Source organism: Pedococcus sp. P3_C7 (assembly GCF_056402615.1).
Genome location: NZ_JBFUHC010000006.1, coordinates 134,118 through 148,081 on the forward strand (window position 1 = coordinate 134,118; position 13,964 = coordinate 148,081).

A 13,964-nucleotide genomic window follows, 5' to 3' on the forward strand; every position below is an offset into this window, starting at 1 on the left:
CTCACTGGCTCGCGTTGAAGGCCAACGTGACGTTGGTCGTCGCGCCCTGCAGGGTGCTCACGGCGGTGGTCGGCAAGGTCGCCTGGATGCACAGCGTCTCGGACGCCCCCACGGCCAATGCCCGCTGGGTCGCCGGGACGCCGACCAGGTTCCCGGCAAACGTGGTGCCCGTCGTCGGGAGGGAGGCCCCGGCACAGGTCCGTGCCGGAGCCGTCCCGGTCACGGCGGAGTCAGCGGTGACCTTGACGACGAGGGCGGCACCGAGGCCCTTGCCGTCGGCGTTGGTGGCGGCTGCGGTCGCGTAGTACGTCAAGGGGATGGTTCCGGCGTTGCGGACGGTGAGGATGCCCGCCACGGTGTTGCCCGGCACCATCCCGGTCAGGTTGAGGTCGGTGTAGGCCGGGACGGAGTCGAGGGTGTTGACCTTGAGGTCCAGGACCCCTGACGAGATCGTCACCCCCGTGACCGGCACGGTGTCGGACCACAGGGCATAGGTCCCACTCACCCCTGCGGCCAGGACGGCTCCCAGCGCGAGAGCTGCCCTGACCCGGGTGGACCCCAGGTGGCGTGGACGAGTCATGGATGGCTTCCCTCCCGTTGCAGTGCGGCCCGACTCCGGTCTCGCAGGGCCCCCGTGAACCTGTGGGCGGCATACCCCAGCAACACGATTGCCACGAGGTGGACCAGCAGCCGGTGCTCCCGCCCGCTCAAGGCGGCATTGACCCGCCCGAGGTGGGGGACGGCATACCAGACCTTGCCCTTGACCTGCACCGGCTTGACCCACCCCGTGTCCGCGACGTCGTTGGCGTCGCCCCGCGTCCGGAAGATCGGCGACCCCGCGCCATCGACTCCCTGGGCGACGACACGGTGGGTCACGACGGCGGGCTGGCCCGACCGGAGCTGGTAGGTGATGACCGACCCGATGCCGATCGACGTCGGCGACGTCGGCCGGACCACGGCGAGGGTGCCCTCCGGCAGCGAGGGCCGCATCGAGCTCGTCAGCACCGCATAGGGGGTGGCACCGAACGCGCGCGGGACGATGACAGCCACGGCCAGGACCCCGGCGACTCCGCCGATCATCACCCAGGCCAGCACCTGCCCCAACCACCGCGTCGCACGTCGTGCGCGGGTGGGGTTCGACCGGAGGACCATGTCCGCGACCGCCCTGTCAGCCGTCAGCCGTCGTGGGTCTGGGTCGCCACGAGGTTGATCTCGTCCAGCGTCGCCAGCAGGCCCTGGCTCGCGTTCGTCGCAGCAGGTCCGGCGAACACCACGCTGACCGTTGCCTCGACCTCGTCGACACCGGTGTCGTCGGCCGAGGTGATGTGGGTCTTGGCCGCGGCGTTGACCCTGAAGGTTGCCGACGCCGTCAGCTGGTTCGTCAGGGGGTTCGTCGCCTCCCACGCAGGGGTGTCCAGGGCGAGGTCGGCGCCGAGGTGCTCGCCCTCGGCCACGAGGTCGATCGTGCAGACCTTGGTCAGGGTGTCGCCGGGGACGAGCAGCTGGGTGGTGAACACGTCCCCACCGTCGAGCGTCCAGCCCTGGCCACAGTCCGGGTTCCCGAGCCACAGCACGCCACTTTCGATCTCGCCGCCCGCCACGGTCGTCGTGTCGTTCCAGTAGGCGAGCGTCCCGGCTCCTCCGAGCAACAGCACGGCGGCGGCGGTGGCGGCGTACGCGCCCTTGGTCGACTTCTTCATGATGGTCCTTCCCGACTGAGTGCCGTACCCGCCGCGGCCCATCCGATGTGTGGTCCCCCTAGAGACCCCGGGGCAGCACGCACCGTTACGCAGTCGGGCAAGAACGTCGAACCGACCCGTCGGTCACTCGACCGCGACACAGTTCGGCCACGCAGGGATCGAACCCCGACGCGGTCCTTCCGGTCGTGCGAGACGCGGTCGCTGCGACCGTGCCTCTAGTCGGTCTCGTTCTTGAGCGCCCGCACCATCAGGGCACCCACGACGTCCTCGACCCGTCGTCCGTCGTGCACGACCGCGGCGACCTGCTCGATGATGGGCACCCGCACATCGTGCTTCTGCGCGAGCTGCAGGATCGACTCGCAGGACTTCACGCCCTCGGCCGTCTGCTTGGTCACGGCGATGACCTCCTCGACGCTCATGCCCTTGCCGAGGTTCACCCCGAAGGTGTGGTTGCGGGACAGCGGCGACATGCAGGTCGCGATGAGGTCGCCCACGCCCGCCAGCCCCGCGAACGTCATCACGTCCGCGCCCAGCGCCATGCCGAGGCGGGTGGTCTCCGCGAGACCGCGGGTGATGATGGAGGCCTTGGAGTTGTCGCCCATGCCGAGCCCCTCGGCCATGCCGACTGCGAGGGCGATGACGTTCTTCACGGCACCACTGATCTCGGTGCCGACCACGTCGGTCGAGGTGTAGGGGCGGAAGTAGGCCGGGTTGGACGCCTCGGCGACCCTGCCGGCCACAGCTTCGTCGATGCAGGCGACCACACTGGCTGCGGGCTGCTTCAGGGCGATCTCCTTGGCGAGGTTGGGGCCCGACACGACGACGATGCGCTCGTGCGCCACACCCCCGGCCTCGGCGATGACCTCGCTCATCCGCTTGGTCGTCCCGAGCTCCACGCCCTTCATGAGCGAGACCACGGCCGCGGTGTCACCCAGCACGGCGCCCCAGTCGCCAAGGTTGGCCCGCAGCGTCTGCGAGGGCACTGCGAGCACGATGATGTCCGCGCCCTCGGCAGCCTCGGCGGGGTCGTGCGTGGCCGACACCGAGGAGGGCAGCACGAGGTTGGGGAGGTAGTCCTCGTTGCAGCCGGCATTGATCTGGTCGACCACGCTCTGCCGGCGACCCCACATCCGGACCGTCGTCCCACCATCGGCGAGGATCGCGGCATACGCAGTGCCCCAGCTGCCCGTCCCGAACACAGCAGCAGTCGTCATGCGTCTTCTCCATGCTGTCGGCGGAACTTCCCGGTCTCGGGAAGGCCGTGCTTGCGCGAGTCGAACCGCTCGGCAGGGGCCTGCTCGCCGCGGATCTTCTCGAGCTCGGCCGTGATGGCAGCCATGATCCGGTCGCTCGCCTCGCGCAGGAGGGCCCCGGTCACCGGCTGGTCATAGAGGTCGCCGAGGTCGACGGGCGGCCCGGCGCGCAGGTGCATCGTCTTGCGGGGCAGCAGCCTCGGACGCTTGCCGTAGGGCTCGAGGACGTCCTGCGGTCCCCACTGCGCCACGGGGATGACGGGGCACTTCGTGCTCAGCGCGATGCGCGCGGCACCCGTCTTGCCGACCATCGGCCAGAGGTCTGGATCGCGGGTCAGCGTGCCCTCGGGATAGACCGCAACGCACTTGCCGCTCTCGACCGCCGCGACGGCGGCGCGGAAGGCGTCCGCGGCCTTGCCGGTGTTGCGGTAGACCGGGATCTGCTGCGCACCACGCAGGATCGCCCCCACGACCGGGACCCGGAAGACACCCTCCTTGCCGAGGAAGTACGGCGGGTGGTCGTTGTCGACCAGGAAGTGGGCGAACGCCAGGGGGTCGAAGTACGAGAGGTGGTTGGGTGCGGCGACGAACCCGCCGGTGGTCGGCAGGTGCTCCATGCCCTGCCAGTCGCGCTTGGTCAGGAGCATCAGCAGCGGACGCAGGAGTGCCACGGTGAAGCGGTAGGCGAAGGGCAGAGCGCGTGTGCCGCTGGCGGTCACCAGGTCTCCAGATCGACGGGAACGTGTGAGTGAGCATCCTCGCGGCTCCCGGGGTCGGTGTCGAGCAACCGCGCCAGCACTGCGACGATCGTCCCGATGACCTCCATTCCCGACTGGCACCTCGTCGTCCCCGTCAAGGGCGGCGCGACCGCGAAGTCACGGCTGCACCCCCCGGCGGGCGTCGACCGCGAGGCGCTCGCGCTCGCCCTCGCCACCGACTGCCTCACCGCCTGCTGCGCCGGTATGCCGCCCGGCCGGGTCGTCGTCGTGACCTCGGACGAGCGCGTGGCCGAGATGGCGGTTGACCTGGGGGCACGCGTCACCGGGGACCCCGGGGGCGGGCTCAACGTGGCTGCGGCAGCAGGGCGGGACGTCGTCGTGACCGCGGGAGCCGACACCCCTGTGGCGGTGCTGCTGGGCGACCTGCCCGCGCTCCGCCAAGGGGACCTGACAGCGGCCCTGGGCGCCGCGGCGGCATACCCTCGGGCGGTCGTGCCCGATGCGGCCGGTGGGGGCACTGTGCTCCTCACGGCCCTGACCGGTGCGGACCTCGTGCCGGCGTTCGGCCCAGGCTCCGCGCTGCGGCACCAGGCGGCGGGTCACCACCTCCTCGAGCTCGACCTGCCGCGCCTGCGGACCGACGTCGACGACGACGCGGGACTTCAGGCGGCGCTGGCGCTCGGGGTGGGACCGGCCACACGACGCATCCTCGGCGCGACGCCGACTACGCTGCCGCCCATGCAGGCGAGCGTGCACACCTTCGACGAAGCCACCGGTGCGGGATCCGCGCTGTTGGACGACGGACGCGAGGTGACCTTCACCGGTGAGGTGTTCGCCGCCAGCGCGCTGCGGCACCTGCGTGTGGGCCAGCGCCTCAGCCTGGATCTCGGTGCCAGCACCGAGATCAGCAGGCTGTGGATCGTCGGGATCGGCGACGACCAGCGGATCGGCTGAGCTCGGCCGCGCGCTCAGCCGACCTCGTAGTCCGCACCCAACGAGTCGAGCTTGTCGGAGAACCGCTCGTAGCCGCGGTAGATCAGCTCGATCCCGTGCACCTTGGACTGGCCCTCGGCGGCCAGGGCCGCGATGAGGTAGCTGAAGCCACCTCGCAGGTCGGGGACCGTGATCTCGGCACCGCGCAACGGCGTGGGTCCCGAGATCACCGCACTGTGGCGGAAGTTGGCGCGCCCGAAGCGGCACGGCGAACCACCCAGGCACTCCTTGTAGAGCTGGACGACCGCACCCATCTCCCCCAGTGCCTCCGTGAAGCCCAGGCGGTTCTCGTAGACCGTCTCGTGGACGATCGACAGCCCGCTGGTCTGGGTCAGGGCGACGACCAGCGGCTGCTGCCAGTCGGTCATGAAACCCGGGTGGACGTCGGTCTCGAGGACCAGGGAGTTGAGGGTCCCACCGGCGTGCCAGAAGCGGATGCCCTCGTCGTCGATGTCGAAGTCGCCACCGATCTTCCGGAAGACGTTGAGGAAGGGCATCATCGCCTGCTGCTGGGCGCCACGGACGTAGATGTCGCCCTTGGTCGCCAGAGCCGCACACGCCCAGGAGCCGGCCTCGATGCGGTCCGGGATGGCCAGGTGGTCGTAGCCGCCGAGCCGGTCGACGCCGTCGATCTTGATGACGCGGTCGGTCTCGACGCTGATGATCGCGCCCATCTTCTGCAGCACGGCGATGAGGTCGAGGATCTCGGGCTCGACTGCGGCGTTCCGCAGCTCGGTCACACCTTGGGCTCGCACCGCTGTCAGCAGCACCTGCTCGGTGGTGCCGACCGACGGGTACGGCAGCTTGATGCGAGTGCCCTTGAGCCCGTTCGGGGCGGTCAGGCGCAGCCCCTCGGGTCGCTTCTGGACGTCGGCACCGAACTGGCGCAGCACGTCGAGGTGGTAGTTGATCGGGCGCTCACCGATACGGCAGCCACCGAGGTCGGGGATGAAGGCCTCCCCCAGCCGGTGCAGCAGCGGGCCGCACAGCAGCACCGGCACGCGTGAGGACCCGGCGTGCGCGTCGATGTCGGCGACGTGGGCCTGCTCGACGTTGGTGGGGTCGAGCAGCAGCTCACCGTCCCGGTCGGTGGAGTCGATCTTGACGCCGTGCAGCTCCAGCAGGCCGGAGACGATCTTGACGTCGGAGATCTCGGGAACCCCGCGGAGCCGGCACGGTCCCTCAGCGAGGAGTGCGGCCACCATGGCTTTCGAGACCAGGTTCTTGGCACCCCTGACCTCGAGGTCTCCGACCAGCGGTACGCCGCCATTCACGGTGAGGATGTTTGCCATGGGGCAAGTATCGCGGCACTCGACGGAGGCCGACACCCCGAGGGGGTGCCGGCCTCTGTCGTGCGGCTCGTGGGGCTGGTGCCCCGCGTCGAACTAAGCCTTCTTGGCCGCGCGCTTGGTCGCAGCCTTCTTGGCGGGTGCCGCCTTCTTCGCCGGTGCCGCCTTCTTGGCCGGAGCGGCCTTCTTGACGACAGCCTTCTTGGCGGGTGCCGCCTTCTTGGCCGGAGCGGCCTTCTTGACGACAGCCTTCTTCGCCGGTGCCGCCTTCTTGGCCGGAGCGGCCTTCTTGACGACAGCCTTCTTCGCCGGTGCCGCCTTCTTGGCCGGAGCGGCCTTTGTGACGACAGCCTTCTTCGCCGGAGCCGCCTTCTTCGCCGGAGCCGCCTTCTTGGCGGGAGCTGCCTTCGTGGCCGGCGCTGCCTTCTTGGCGGTGCTCACCGCGGCCTTGGTCGCGGTGCCTGCGGCGGCGCGAGCACCGGCGACAGCGGCCTTGGGCAGGGAGCGCGGGTTCTTCACGACATCCTTGAACGCCGAGCCCGCCCGGAACTTGGGCACCACGGTCTTCTTGATCTTCACGCTGGCACCGGTGCGGGGGTTGCGGCCGGTGCGCGCGGCCCGGGCGGCCTGTTCGAACGTTCCGAAGCCGGTGATGGCAACGCTGCCGCCCTTGGCCACTTCGCGGATGATCACGTCCACGACGGCCGTCAGTGCATCGCTGGCTGCCTTGCGGCTGCCCAAGCGACTCTCCAGCTCCTTGATCAGTTCTGCCTTGTTCACGTCTTCCCCTCCACAGGGTTGGTGACGCCGGACCCCTTAGCCCGACGAGGTGAGCCGCCGAGCCAATGCCCGACTTGCGTCTGACGTTAGGGCGGTTGTGCGTGCGAGTCCACCATCCCGAGCGCCCGATCTGTTGTGTCGCAACGGATTGCGGCGCTCAGCCGGGCCGCACGGAGGACGCGGACCCCCACCCGGGCTGGTGGCTGGTTTCGAGGGGGGAGCTTCCCGTTGGCACCAATCCCGTTGCGCAACAACGCAATTCGCGCCCCTGAAGACCTGCAGGACACCGCACGGGGACCGGAACGGCCCCCGACGCGGAGCATCGGGGGCCGTCTTCGCCTGCCTCGGCCTGCGACTTCGGGGAAATTGCGCCCTCTCGGCGCGCCGCGCGCGTCAGGCCACGGTCGTGGACGGCTTGTATGCCGGTCGGCGGGCCTCGAAGTCCGTCACGTCCTGCTCGTGGCGCAGGGTGAGGCTGATGTCGTCGAGCCCTTCGAGCAGCCGCCAGCGGGTGTAGTCGTCGACCTCGAAGGGCGCGACGATGTCTCCGGCGGTGACGGTGCGCGAGACGAGGTCGACGGTCACCGAGGCGCCGCGTTCGTTCTCGAGGTACTTCCAGATCAGCTCGATGTCGTCCTGGGCGACCTGGGCGGTCAGCAGGCCCTGCTTGCCGCTGTTGCCCCGGAAGATGTCAGCGAACCGCGAGGACAGGACCACGCGGAAGCCGTAGTTCATCAACGCCCACACGGCGTGCTCGCGAGACGATCCCGTCCCGAAGTCGGAGCCGGCCACGAGGACCGACCCCGCGGCATACGACGGGTTGTTGAGGATGAACGTCTCGTCCTTGCGCCAGGCGGCGAACAGGCCGTCCTCGAAACCGGTGCGCGTCACCCGCTTGAGGTAGACGGCCGGGATGATCTGGTCGGTGTCGACGTTGCTGCGGCGCAGTGGGACCCCGATGCCGGTGTGGGTCGTGAACGCATCCATCACTTGCTCCCCTCGAAGGTGCCGGCCTCGACGAGGTCGACGAGATCCGCCGGGCTGGACAGGGTGCCGCGCAGCGCGGTGGCGGCGGCGACCAGTGGGCTGACCAGGTGGGTGCGACCACCCTTGCCCTGCCGGCCCTCGAAGTTGCGGTTGGACGTGGAGGCGCTGCGCTCCCCTGGGGCGAGCTGGTCGGGGTTCATGCCCAGGCACATCGAGCAGCCGGGGAGGCGCCACTCGGCTCCCGCAGCGGTGAACACCTTGTCGAGGCCCTCCTCCTCGGCCTGGAGGCGCACCCGCGCCGAACCGGGGACGACGAGCATCCGGACTCCGTCGGCGACCTTGTGCCCCTTGACCACCTCGGCGGCGGCCCGCAGGTCCTCGATCCGGCCGTTGGTGCAGGAGCCGACGAAGACGGTGTCGACGCGGATCTCGCGCAGCGGGGTGCCGGCGGTCAGGCCCATGTAGTCGAGGGCGTGCTGGGCTGCCGCCTTCTCGTTGTCGTCGCCCATCGTCTCCGGGTCGGGCACGGACTCGCCGAGGGGCAGTCCCTGGCCGGGGTTGGTGCCCCAGGTGACGAACGGCGTGAGCGTGTTGGCGTCGAGGTCGACCTCGGCGTCGAAGGCGGCGTCGTCGTCGCTGCGCAGGGTGCTCCAGTCGGCGACGGCGACGTCCCAGTCGGCGCCGGTCGGCGCGTGCTCGCGCCCCTGGAGGTAGTCGAACGTGGTCTGGTCGGGGGCGATCATGCCCGCGCGGGCACCGGCCTCGATCGACATGTTGCAGACCGTCATCCGGGCTTCCATCGACAACGCACGGATGGCGCTCCCGCGGTACTCCAGGACGTAGCCCTGGCCGCCGCCGGTGCCGATCTTGGCGATCACGGCAAGGGTGATGTCCTTGGCGGTCACCCCGGGCTGGAGCTCGCCCTCGACGTTGACCGCCATGGTGCGGAACGGCTTGAGGGGCAAGGTCTGGGTGGCGAGCACGTGCTCGACCTCGGAGGTGCCGATGCCGAAGGCCAGGGCGCCGAACGCGCCGTGGGTCGAGGTGTGCGAGTCGCCACAGACGATGGTCATGCCCGGCTGGGTCAGGCCGCGCTGGGGGCCGACGACGTGGACGATTCCCTGCTCTGCGTGGCCCATCGGGAAGAGCCGGACGCCGAACTCCTCGCAGTTGCGCCGCAGCGTGTCGACCTGGGTCTTGCTCACCAGGTCGGTGATCGGGCCGGGTGTCGTCGGGACGTTGTGGTCCTCGGTGGCCAGGGTCAGGTCGGGGCGGCGGACCGTGCGACCGGCCAGTCTCAGCCCGTCGAAGGCTTGGGGCGAGGTGACTTCGTGGATGAGGTGGAGATCGATGTAGAGCAGGTCCGGCTCGCCCTCGGCGCGCCGGACAACATGCGCATCCCAGACCTTCTCGGCCAGCGTTCCTGACACGTCTTCACCCTTCTTTTCGAATACGGCCTTCGTCACGTCGTGGGCAGGGCGTCGCCGCGTCCTTCGTGAGCACGGCGCCGTGCTGCCATCCGAGGTTCGCACGCAGGACACGCCCACGGATTTGCGTCTCAGCGAATGAGACGTCAATATCAAGCCATGGACACAACCAGTGGAGTCGGCGTTCTCGACAAGGCAGCCATCGTCCTGGGCGCCCTCGAGGCCGGGCCGTCGACCCTCGCCCAGCTCGTCACCGCGACCGGCCTGGCTCGCCCCACCGCCCACCGGCTTGCCGTGGCACTCGAGCACCACCGCCTGGTCACGCGTGACCTGCAAGGTCGGTTCGTGCTGGGTCCCCGGCTTGCCGAGCTTGCCGCTGCCGCCGGTGAGGACCGTCTGCTCGCCGCTGCGGGCCCAGTGCTCGGAGCCCTGCGCGACCACACCAACGAGAGCGCCCAGCTCTTCCGCCGCCAGGGCGACCACCGCATCTGCGTGTCGGCAGCCGAGCGTCCCGTCGGCCTGCGGGACTCGATCCCGATCGGCGCGACCCTGTCGATGCTCGCCGGGTCCGCCGCCCAGGTGCTGCTCGCCTGGGAGGAGCCCGACCGCCTGCACCGCGGTCTGCACGGCGCGAAGTTCACCGCGACGACCCTCTCCGGCGTCCGTCGCCGCGGTTGGGCCCAGAGCGTCGGCGAGCGCGAGGCCGGCGTCGCGTCCGTGTCCGCGCCTGTGCGTGGCCCCTCCGGTCGCGTCGTCGCCGCCGTCTCCATCTCAGGTCCGATCGAGCGGCTGTCGCGCCAGCCCGGGCGCCTGCACGCGGCAACGGTGATCGCCGGTGCCAACAAGCTCACCGAGGTGCTCGCGCGGCACCACGCGCAGCAGCAGCAGCAGAACCACGCCTGACCTCCGCAGCACGGGGCCCCGGTCGCCCGGGACGGGGCCGGACATGGGAGAAGCCCCCGTCCGTGGACGGAGGCTTCTGCTGGTAGCCCCGACGGGATTCGAACCCGCGCTACCGCCTTGAGAGGGCGGCGTGCTAGGCCGCTACACAACGGGGCCCTAGCGTGTTGCCCGCACGCAGTTGCGCGGCGGGCAGCGGAGAGAACCATACCGGCAGGCAGTGGATTTCTCCGAATCGGCGTGTGCCACAAGGGCTTGCGCCTGAGCTGGGGTACCAGGACTCGAACCTAGAATGACGGTACCAGAAACCGTAGTGTTGCCAATTACACCATACCCCAAGGGGGTATCACTTCCAGCGCGCCCGAAGGCGTTCATGGGAGTGAACCGAGACGCGATACTACCGGCCCGTCGGGTGCGTTCCCAAATCGGCTCCCTCGCCGGGGTTTGTCAGGAAGAGGCGAGCTCGTCGTGCAGCCGGTGCAGTCGCGCCAGGGTCGAGGTCTTGCCGAGGATCTCCATCGACTCGAACAACGGCGGGCTGATCCGCTGACCGGACACGGCCGTGCGCAACGGGCCGAAGGCGAACTTGGGCTTGATGCCCATCCCCTCGACGATCGCCGACCGCAGTGCCGCCTCGATGACCGCGGCCTTCCAGCCGCTCTCGGAGCCGAGCACGCCCGAACGACTGTCGTCGATGTCCTCGATGGCCTTGATCGCCGCCCCGAGCACCTCACGCGAGTCGTCCTTGAGCTGGGCGCGCGCGTCTTCGGCGATCTCCAAGGCGTCGTCGGCGGTGTAGAACGGCGCCACCAGCGCGCTCGCCTCGGACAGCAGCGCCATCCTGGTCTGGATCAGCTCGGTGACCTTCTCCAGTCGGGCGAGCTCGCCCAGGCTCGGGTTGCCCGACAGGACGCCGTCCCGCTCGAGGTAGGGCAGCAGCCGGGAGGCGAGCTGACCGGTTCCCAGCTCGCGGATGTAGACACCGTTGAGCCACTCGAGCTTCTTGAGGTCGAAGATCGGCCCGACCGGGTTGACCTTGCCCCAGTCGAAGTCGGCGCTGAACTCCTCGAACGTGAAGACTTCCACGTCACTGCCGTCCGCGCCGATGGCGGGTGGATAGGCAAGCAGCGCAAGGAAGTTCACCAGAGCCTCAGGCAGGTAGCCCTGCTCCTTGAACCAGGTCAGCCTGGCGGCCGGGTTCTTGCGCTTCGAGATCTTGGACTTGTCCGTGTTGCGCAGCAGCGGCATGTGGGCGAACGCCGGCGGCTCCAGCCCCAGCCACTGGTAGAGCAGGATGTGCTTGGGAGTGCTCGAGATCCACTCCTCGCCGCGCACGACGTGGGTGATCCCCATCTCGTGGTCGTCCACCACGACGGCGAGGTGGTAGGTCGGGAACCCGTCTGCCTTGAGGATGACCTGGTCGTCCGGGCGGGGCGCCGAGACGCGGCCGCGGATGAGGTCGTCGAACTGCAACGGGGCGTCCTCGGGGATGAGCATGCGGACGACGGGGGTCTGCGAGAAGCCCGGCAGCCCGGCCCGCTCGTCCCGGGACTTGCCGACGCACAGCCGGTCGTAGCCGGTCGGCTGCTTGAGCTTCTGCTGCATCTCGCGCATCTGCGTCAGTCGCTCGGTCGAGCACCAGCAGTGGTAGGCCTTGCCCTCCTCCAGCAGTCGCTCGACGTAGGGACGGTAGGTGTCCAGCCGCTCGCTCTGGCGGTACGGCGCAAACGGCCCACCCACGTCCGGGCCCTCATCCCATCGCAGCCCGAGCCAGTGCAGCGTGTCGAAGACCTGCTGCTCGCTGTCGGCCTGGAACCGGGCCCGGTCGGTGTCCTCGATGCGCAGCACGAACGAGCCGCCCTGCTGGCGTGCGAAGGCCAGGTTGAACAGCGACATGTAGGCCGTGCCGACGTGCGGGTCGCCCGTGGGTGACGGCGCGACGCGGAGGCGGGGTGCGGTGGAGGGCTTCTCAGTCATGGTGCCCCGATTCTAGGGACCACCCACGGACTGGACGTATGCCGCGTGGCCAGCCGCGCGGCATACCCCGCCTCAGCGGCGCACGAAGGTGTTGCTGAGCGTGCCGATGCCCTCGATCTCGACCTCCACCCGCTGACCTGCCTCGACGAGGCCGACACCGGCGGGCGTGCCGGTCAGGATGACGTCTCCGGGCAGGAGCGTGAAGGCCGAGCTGACGTACGAGACGAGGGTCTCGACGTCGAAGACCATGTCCGCCGTGGTGCCGTCCTGGCGGGTCTGGCCGTCGAGACGGGTCTGGATCCGCAGGTCGCTGACGTCGAGCTCGGTGCTGATCCAGGGACCGAGCGGCGTGGACGTGTCGAAACCCTTGGCGCGGGCCCACTGCCCGTCGCCGCGCTGCCAGTCGCGGGCGGTGACGTCGTTGGCGCAGGTGTAGCCGTAGACGACCTCCTTCACGCGCTCCCGTGGCACGTCCTTGGCGATCCGGCCGATGACGACTGCGAGCTCGCCCTCGTAGGAGATCTCCTCCGCCCCAGCGGGCATCACGATCGGGTCGCCAGGGCCGACGACGGCGGTGTTGGGAACGAGAAACATCATGGGCTGGGCCGGCGGCTCGCCGCCCATCTCCTTGGCGTGGTCGGCGTAGTTGCGACCGATGCCGATCACCTTGCTGCGCGGGATGACGGGCGCGAGTAGCCTTGCGTCGGCCAGCGCAACCTGCTCGCCCGTGAGCACCAGGGGCTGGTAGAGCGGGTCGCCCTGGACCTGGGCGATGAACTCGCGACCCGGCTCCCCCTCGACGATGCCGTAGGCCGGGTCCTCACCTGTCGTGTATCTCGCGATGCGCACCCGACGAGCCTATCGGGGCGACGTGGTCGTCCCGGGCGCGGGAGAGGTCGGGGAGGTGCGGCTCAGCGCCGCGAGAACTCGCGACGGTAGCGCTGGGGGGAGGTGCCTACGACGGTCTGGAAGTGGGTGCGCAGCAACGCTGCCGACCCGAACCCGCTGTGCGACGCCACCGACTCCACGGGGAGGTCGGTCGACTCGAGCAGCTCGCGAGCGCGCAGCACTCGTTGCTGGACGAGCCACTTGTGCGGCGTCGTGCCGGTCTCGGCGACGAAGCGGCGGGCGAAGGTGCGCTCGGACATCATCGCGAGGCGAGCGAGGTCCGGGACCGTGTGGGGGGCATCGAGGTTATCGGTGATGTGGTTGAGCACCGGCTGCATGCTCTCGCAGTCGGTCTCGGGCAGGGGCGCCTCGACGTACTGGCGCTGGCCGCCGTCGCGCTGCGGAGGGACGACCATGCGGCGGGCGATGCGGGTGGCCACCGTCGACCCCAGCTCGCGACGGACGAGGTGGAGCACGGCGTCGATGCCTGCGGCAGTCCCGGCCCCGGTGACGATCTGGCCGTGGTCGAGGTAGAGCACGTCCATGGAGACCGTGGTCTTGGGGAACCGACGGGCGAACGACTCGGCGTAGCGCCAGTGCGTCACCGCGGTCAGTCCGTCGAGCAGCCCGGTCTCGCCGAGGATGAACGACCCCGTGCAAATCGACAGGATGGTGGCGCCGCGGGCGTGCGCGCCGCGGATCACGTCGAGCAGCTCCTCCGGATATGTGTCGCGGACCCCGCCTGCAGGCATCACCACGAGGTCGGCATCCAGGGCGTCCTGCCACTGGTGCGTCGGCGTCAGCGCGCCACCGCTCGTCGTGGGGACGGCTACGCCGGCGGTCTCGCCACACATCATGAAGGTGAACGGCGGCACTCCGTCGTCGGTGCGGTCGAGCCCGAAGACCTCGCACGCGATGGCGGTCTCGAACATGGCGACGGGGTCGGTGATGAGCGCTGCAATGGTGGACAGGGCCATGGGCGACAGTATGGCAGAAAAACTGCCCTCAGCGACAGTTCTGCCACTCGTGTCTGGAATCGGTTGAGCGCATG

Annotated in this window: 14 protein-coding genes and 2 tRNA genes; 2 read left to right on the forward strand and 14 right to left on the reverse strand. The window is 69.7% G+C overall.

The genetic code is table 11. The features are described 5' to 3' along the window. Nucleotide 1 precedes the first annotated feature (1 nt). The 5 genes from AC1DS4_RS08965 to AC1DS4_RS08985 all read right to left on the reverse strand — a co-directional run bounded on the left by AC1DS4_RS08965 (nt 2) and on the right by AC1DS4_RS08985 (nt 3,672). Nucleotides 2-580: a TasA family protein gene (locus AC1DS4_RS08965; protein WP_477632723.1), complete on the reverse strand. Its 579-nt coding sequence runs from the start codon at nt 578-580 to the stop codon at nt 2-4. Further along, nucleotides 577-1,152, reverse strand: a complete 576-nt coding sequence (locus AC1DS4_RS08970; RefSeq protein ID WP_477623333.1) for a signal peptidase I — start codon at nt 1,150-1,152, stop codon at nt 577-579. The genes AC1DS4_RS08965 and AC1DS4_RS08970 overlap by 4 nt, the downstream gene beginning before the upstream one ends. A gap of 23 nt (nt 1,153-1,175) precedes the next feature. Next, complete coding sequence (locus tag AC1DS4_RS08975; RefSeq protein WP_477615515.1) at nt 1,176-1,700, reverse strand: alternate-type signal peptide domain-containing protein; 525 nt, start codon at nt 1,698-1,700, stop codon at nt 1,176-1,178. Between the two features lie 215 nt (nt 1,701-1,915). Further along, nucleotides 1,916-2,914, reverse strand: a complete 999-nt coding sequence (locus AC1DS4_RS08980) for an NAD(P)H-dependent glycerol-3-phosphate dehydrogenase (protein ID WP_477632724.1) — start codon at nt 2,912-2,914, stop codon at nt 1,916-1,918. After that, on the reverse strand, nt 2,911-3,672 hold the full coding sequence (locus AC1DS4_RS08985) for a lysophospholipid acyltransferase family protein (RefSeq protein WP_477632725.1): 762 nt from the start codon (nt 3,670-3,672) through the stop codon (nt 2,911-2,913). The genes AC1DS4_RS08980 and AC1DS4_RS08985 overlap by 4 nt, the downstream gene beginning before the upstream one ends. Before the next feature lie 96 nt (nt 3,673-3,768). Here AC1DS4_RS08985 and cofC point away from each other — a divergent pair, with 96 nt between their 5' ends. Next, a complete protein-coding gene (cofC, locus tag AC1DS4_RS08990) occupies nt 3,769-4,626 on the forward strand; it encodes a 2-phospho-L-lactate guanylyltransferase (protein WP_477632726.1) in 858 nt (285 codons plus the stop codon). A 14-nt stretch (nt 4,627-4,640) separates the two neighbouring features. Here cofC and murA read toward each other — a convergent pair whose 3' ends face one another. The 4 genes from murA to leuC form a co-directional block, all read right to left on the reverse strand. Continuing rightward, nucleotides 4,641-5,957, reverse strand: coding sequence for a UDP-N-acetylglucosamine 1-carboxyvinyltransferase (murA, locus tag AC1DS4_RS08995; protein ID WP_477615519.1), 1,317 nt, complete (start codon nt 5,955-5,957; stop codon nt 4,641-4,643). 93 nt (nt 5,958-6,050) lie between these two features. Then, nucleotides 6,051-6,734: an HU family DNA-binding protein gene (locus AC1DS4_RS09000; protein ID WP_477632727.1), complete on the reverse strand. Its 684-nt coding sequence runs from the start codon at nt 6,732-6,734 to the stop codon at nt 6,051-6,053. Between the two features lie 393 nt (nt 6,735-7,127). Then, entirely contained in the window at nt 7,128-7,721 is a 594-nt protein-coding gene (gene leuD / locus AC1DS4_RS09005) for a 3-isopropylmalate dehydratase small subunit (RefSeq protein ID WP_477632728.1), read from the reverse strand. After that, complete coding sequence (gene leuC / locus AC1DS4_RS09010) at nt 7,721-9,151, reverse strand: 3-isopropylmalate dehydratase large subunit (RefSeq protein ID WP_477632729.1); 1,431 nt, start codon at nt 9,149-9,151, stop codon at nt 7,721-7,723. Before leuC ends, leuD begins: the two co-directional genes overlap by 1 nt. Nucleotides 9,152-9,307: 156 nt before the next feature. Here leuC and AC1DS4_RS09015 point away from each other — a divergent pair, with 156 nt between their 5' ends. After that, nucleotides 9,308-10,051 carry an IclR family transcriptional regulator gene (locus tag AC1DS4_RS09015; protein ID WP_056922488.1) on the forward strand — a complete coding sequence of 248 codons (744 nt, stop codon included), beginning with the start codon at nt 9,308-9,310 and terminating at the stop codon, nt 10,049-10,051. A gap of 80 nt (nt 10,052-10,131) precedes the next feature. On the opposite strand, the gene AC1DS4_RS09020 is transcribed toward AC1DS4_RS09015, so the two are convergent. The 5 genes from AC1DS4_RS09020 to AC1DS4_RS09040 form a co-directional block, all read right to left on the reverse strand. Then, nucleotides 10,132-10,207, reverse strand: a tRNA-Glu gene (locus tag AC1DS4_RS09020). Nucleotides 10,208-10,314: 107 nt separating this feature from the next. After that, nucleotides 10,315-10,386 (reverse strand) — tRNA-Gln (locus AC1DS4_RS09025). A 109-nt stretch (nt 10,387-10,495) separates the two neighbouring features. Then, nucleotides 10,496-12,025 carry a glutamate--tRNA ligase gene (gene gltX / locus AC1DS4_RS09030; RefSeq protein WP_477632730.1) on the reverse strand — a complete coding sequence of 510 codons (1,530 nt, stop codon included), beginning with the start codon at nt 12,023-12,025 and terminating at the stop codon, nt 10,496-10,498. Nucleotides 12,026-12,097: 72 nt separating this feature from the next. Then, complete coding sequence (locus AC1DS4_RS09035) at nt 12,098-12,874, reverse strand: fumarylacetoacetate hydrolase family protein (RefSeq protein ID WP_477615526.1); 777 nt, start codon at nt 12,872-12,874, stop codon at nt 12,098-12,100. Nucleotides 12,875-12,936: 62 nt separating this feature from the next. Next, on the reverse strand, nt 12,937-13,890 hold the full coding sequence (locus AC1DS4_RS09040) for a GlxA family transcriptional regulator (protein ID WP_477615527.1): 954 nt from the start codon (nt 13,888-13,890) through the stop codon (nt 12,937-12,939). Nucleotides 13,891-13,964: the final 74 nt, after the last annotated feature.